The 4,690-nt window shown below is 44.3% G+C and carries 5 protein-coding genes; 3 read left to right on the top strand and 2 right to left on the bottom strand.

Going from position 1 to position 4,690, the window contains the following annotated elements:
• Window positions 1–94: 94 nt before the first annotated feature.
• Both ACSIPU_RS29930 and ACSIPU_RS29935 read right to left on the bottom strand, forming a co-directional pair.
• Window positions 95–991, bottom strand: coding sequence for a hypothetical protein (locus ACSIPU_RS29930; protein ID WP_000975181.1), 897 nt, complete (start codon window positions 989–991; stop codon window positions 95–97).
• Window positions 992–993: 2 nt separating this feature from the next.
• Window positions 994–1,509 carry a thermonuclease family protein gene (locus tag ACSIPU_RS29935; protein ID WP_001572389.1) on the bottom strand — a complete coding sequence of 172 codons (516 nt, stop codon included), beginning with the start codon at window positions 1,507–1,509 and terminating at the stop codon, window positions 994–996.
• Between the two features lie 214 nt (window positions 1,510–1,723).
• Between ACSIPU_RS29935 and ACSIPU_RS29940 the strand changes: the two genes are divergently transcribed.
• From ACSIPU_RS29940 to ACSIPU_RS29950, 3 genes are all read left to right on the top strand, one after another.
• The gene (locus ACSIPU_RS29940; RefSeq protein ID WP_000833380.1) at window positions 1,724–3,151 is read left to right on the top strand and encodes a DNA cytosine methyltransferase; all 1,428 of its coding nucleotides are present in this window, start codon (window positions 1,724–1,726) and stop codon (window positions 3,149–3,151) included.
• A gap of 60 nt (window positions 3,152–3,211) precedes the next feature.
• The gene (locus ACSIPU_RS29945; protein WP_000220758.1) at window positions 3,212–3,379 is read left to right on the top strand and encodes a hypothetical protein; all 168 of its coding nucleotides are present in this window, start codon (window positions 3,212–3,214) and stop codon (window positions 3,377–3,379) included.
• 22 nt (window positions 3,380–3,401) lie between these two features.
• The coding region (locus ACSIPU_RS29950; protein WP_435322459.1) for a DUF1173 family protein at window positions 3,402–4,690 on the top strand (1,289 nt) is incomplete at its 3' end.

The following is a 4,690-nucleotide window of genomic DNA, read 5'->3' on the forward strand; positions in this document are numbered from 1 at the left end:
AAAAAAAACCAAAATAAACTTATTAAGATTACTGAGTTTTCATTCATGTCTGTTCCTTGTTATTACTAATTATATTATGCTTTATAGTTGACCGTCAGACTACCCACGGGTTTTGACGAACAAAGTCACGCACTCCATTTATACATGCTTTTGAGATGACTTCAAAATAAGGATGGTTTGATGGAATCATATTCCCGGTATTATCAAGAAGCATAATAGTCCCTAAAGACCGAACCAGTTGATATTCATTGAGCTTACGCTTTAGCAAAGTTTGCAATCTATAAATTGTCTCACCGGAACTGTTACCTTCGATACCTACAACAGAGACCGTACAGTTCACTTCCTGATTATCAGATTGATAATCGAACCAGTAATTTTCGTTGCAATTTCCTTTTTGCGCATGCTCAATTTTGCCAGGCCATTTTACCCATAAAGAAGAGTTGTTTTTAGATCGTAAGATCTGCTTCAGCGTTTCCAATGGATTTTTTTCATCAACCTCAGACCAGGCCGAAATAAATTCTTTCTGCATTGCCTTAGGGTCTATAACGGCAATGAAATCAAATTCCTCTTTATTGATAGAGTTGGCTCGATCTTTGAGATAAAACAGACCGAGTTTATATCCCTTTTCACTTTTCCAGTTTGCTCCCACAGGCTGATAGTCTGTATTTATAAACGGTTTGAAAGTGTGAGTGTCGGGAGAAAAAATTACTGAGGGTGCCAGCACCCGGCCTCGGTATCGTATTGGATTTACAAATATTTTTTCCCCGTCACATAACATTTCAATAATTGCTTTTGTCACAACTACTGAAATAGAAGGTCTACATGTATTTTGATTTATTTCCCCGAGGTGCGCCAAACTTCCATCCTCACTCTTCAACACCTTTGTAAGGCAAGTCGGGCAATACTGTTGATCTCTATAATAAACAGGCATGGTTAGACGACCGGAATCGTTTAGTACCAACTGAAGTAACGGATGAGGCTCTTTCATCATGGTTATTTCTTCTCTTTCACCTTTCTGGGCTTTTCGTTTGCCTGTCTCCACTGCCATGGTGGGACAGGGTTGGTGTCTGCCCATAACCCTTTTGCCTCCTTTTGTGCTGCGGATTCATATTTGATATAGCCAGGGACAATGGCGTTATCTTCGAACCGATAAACCCACGCATATCCACTGTCCACCATAGAGGCATTGATATCATATCCATCTAACCAGATGGTACCTAACATACGGCCATAGATATCCGTACCATGGTCTATCACGGTAACGATTTTAGTTGCTATAGCTGTGGTTAAGGCCTGTTTTGCTTTTTGGCCAAAAGCCTGTTTAGATTCAGGAGCGTCTATACCATACATCCGTATTTTGATGGTTGTGTTTTGAGCATCCAACGCAGTTATGGTGTCACCGTCAACAATCTTAACCACCTTTGCCTCAAAAGTTGTTGAGTTCCCCCAGGACGCCACTGGGAATACAACAATCATGATGGGCAAAAGTAACTTTGTTAAAAAAAACATCATTTCACCTTGATTTGTTGAGTACAGACATGTATCCACAAGCCTATTTACAGGCAGTATTTTAACAAGTCATTATTTCATGGGCGGGCTTAAAACCAATCTTTTTGCAACTTAAAGGCAGAATAATCACAATAAATTTAGAACCTGAACCAAAAAATAATCCAAATTAAGCGTGTTAATCTATCTCAAAGATATTATTCCTGAGAGAGTTTGGATGAAACGTTACACTCATGATCTTGAGACAGACCTGAATGATGTGGATAAAACACCATCTCTGATCCACAAAACTTTGTTAACAGCTTCGACTATTTATGACCTGAAATATCTGGCTCAGGTATTAAATGATGAAAATGGCAGTAATTGGTCCCGTGCATCCCTTAAACGTCAGGTTACATGCATACCTGAGCATTGTGATCTGAGTATCGCAGATGGACGCTATCTACAGACTTTAATACCTTCACGACCTGCTGATTATGAGGACAGGCACTTTAGCTTTATCGATCTGTTTGCAGGGATAGGTGGACTGCGAAGCGGATTTGATGCCATCGGTGGTAAATGTCTTTTCACGAGCGAATGGAATACTTATTCCAGCCGTACTTACCGGGCGAACTGGTATTGCGATGAGAACGAGCACCGCTTCAATTCAGACATCCGTGACATCACTCTTAGCAACCGGCCCGAGGTTACTGATGACGAGGCATACAAATTTATCGATGCCTCTATCCCGGATCATGATGTTCTTCTTGCGGGATTTCCATGCCAGCCATTCAGCATCGCCGGTGTCAGTAAAAAGAACTCTATGGGTCGCAAACACGGTTTCGAGTGCGACACTCAGGGTACGCTCTTCTTTGATGTGGCCAGGATCATCCGGGCAAAACAACCTGCAATTTTTGTTCTGGAAAACGTAAAAAATCTGAAGAGTCACGATAAGGGTAATACCTTTAACATCATCATGAAAACGCTCGATGAGCTTGGCTACGACGTCGCAAACAGCGAAAGCACGGGCGCGGATGATCCTAAAGTCATCGATGGCCGTCATTTCCGACCCCAGCACCGTGAACGTATCGTCCTTATTGGTTTTCGCCGCGACCTACGTCTGAAAGACGGTTTTACTCTGAGAGACATTAAAGACTTTTATCCGGACAAGCGCCCTTCTCTCTCAGATTTACTGGATCCGAGCGTAGATAGTAAATACATCCTCTCCCCTAAACTCTGGGAGTACTTATACAACTATGCAAAGAAACATGCGGCAAAAGGCAATGGTTTTGGTTTTGGACTAGTAGATCCTTCCAATGTTAATAGTGTCACCAGAACCCTCTCAAGCCGCTATATGAAAGACGGATCTGAAATTCTTATTGATCGGGGCTGGTCTCATGAGCTGGGAGAAACTGATTTCCATAACACATACAACATGGACCGTCGGCCACGCATGCTAACGCCACGTGAATGCAGCAGGCTAATGGGCTTCGATAAACCCGGGGAAAGTGTTTTCCGTATCCCTGTGTCCAATACACAGGCTTACAGACAGTTTGGGAACTCCGTGGTCGTTGATGTCTTTGCGGCCGTCGCCAAACTGCTGAAGTCTCGAATTGAATTTGCAGCCTCCCAGCGCTTGCGGCAGTTTTACGACGAAGTCAGCTGACCTGAGCTCCTTCATCAATTTAAATGCTTAAGATTGTTGTAATAATGTCAGAGGTCAACCATGACGTATTTCGAATCAGCTGAAGGTGAGACGGTATCTAAAGAACGAGCATTACAAGAACTGTCCAGGCATTGCGTTCCCGAAACAGATTTCGAAGAATTCTTTAGCGACATGGGCGTAAAGGAACAGTATGACGCTCAGGAAGTGTTGCTCTGGTTGGGATATTAAACTTCCTGTTTAGGAGACTACTATGAGCCAAAAATTCGCAGTGATGATTGCTTACGACGACGATCCAAACGTCAAAAGGTATTCACCTGACTTTCAAACGCAGGATGAGTTTGCTAAAGGGTGGCAGTCGGCTCTTAAAAAGGCACACCACACCTCAGGTCAAAAATCAGTCATCACCTGCGGATGTCGTGGAAAAGGAGAAAAGCGACTTTATGTTCGTGCTTTACCGAACGGTGATGCCTTTATTCTCGTCAAAGCCGCTAACACGGGCATTGAGCATGATCCTTCCTGTGTATTCTTCTCCCTTGATGCCCGGCATACCGGCCTGAAAGGATATGCGAGTGGTGTGGTCCGGATTACAACCGAAGGTGATATGGCTGTAAGGCTCGGTATCGGTATGACAGAGAAAGATCCTCCTGAAAAATCAGAAGTGCCTCCCCTGCCCCATGTTCAGCGACCAGAAGGAGGTCAGGCCTCAATGACCCTCCTGGGCTTGCTTAGTCTTTTGTGGACAGAGTCTGGTCTGAATGTCTGGTACCCGAAAATGGCAGGGAAACGTAACGATTCACTGGTACGGTATCGTCTGCTTGAAACCGCTAAACAAATTCGTACCGGCAGAGCCTGCATAGGTGACCATTTATTCATTGGTGTACCTGACCCGAAACAACCTGTCGCTCAGTCGCAAATTCAGCGTCTTTCATCACAGGCGATGAGTGATAAACGTCTCATGCTCCTGTCAGTTTTACCTCGCTACGATGCTGAAAAGCATGAGAAGCCACTTAAATTTTTACCCCTGCGGAATTTTGGGGGGCTACCGCTGATTTTTTTCAATTCAGAAGGCCATTGGGATAGCGTAAAGAAACGATTTTCATCGGAGTACGCAGCATGGAAATCCGGGGCGAAAATAGTTGTCTTTGCGTTGACGTCACCAGCTGCGGTAACCGGCAGAGGCCCTTCTGTAAGAGCTCATCAAATTGTGCTGATGCACGTTAGCGAGAACTGGATACCTCTGGACTCCTCCTATGAGGCGGTTGTTGCAGAAAAGCTGGATGCAGAGCACCGGCAGTACGTTAAGCCCATGCGTTATGATGCGAGTATTAGTGAGGTGTTCCCTGACTTCTACCTGCTCGACACAAAAAGCGATAAGCCGTTCCCGATGGAAGTATTTGGTATGGCCACTCCTGCTTATCTGGCCCGAAAGCAACTCAAAAAAGATTATTACAACCGTGAATATGGGCCTTATGGATGGTGGCACTGGGATGCGACCACAGCATCTGAAACTATGGTGCTGCCTCATTTTCCAGAATCACG

The sequence above is a fragment of the Klebsiella sp. HN106 genome (assembly GCF_051209435.1).
Taxonomy (GTDB): Bacteria; Pseudomonadota; Gammaproteobacteria; order Enterobacterales; family Enterobacteriaceae; genus Klebsiella; species Klebsiella oxytoca.

Bases quoted from the DNA above. Each gene is read 5' to 3' on its own strand.
- ACSIPU_RS29930 (WP_000975181.1), bottom strand. From the start codon at position 991: ATGATGAAAGAGCCTCATCCGTTACTTCAGTTGGTACTAAACGATTCC.
- ACSIPU_RS29935 (WP_001572389.1), bottom strand. From the start codon at position 1,509: ATGTTTTTTTTAACAAAGTTACTTTTGCCCATCATGATTGTTGTATTC.
- ACSIPU_RS29940 (WP_000833380.1), top strand. From the start codon at position 1,724: ATGAAACGTTACACTCATGATCTTGAGACAGACCTGAATGATGTGGAT.
- ACSIPU_RS29945 (WP_000220758.1), top strand. From the start codon at position 3,212: ATGACGTATTTCGAATCAGCTGAAGGTGAGACGGTATCTAAAGAACGA.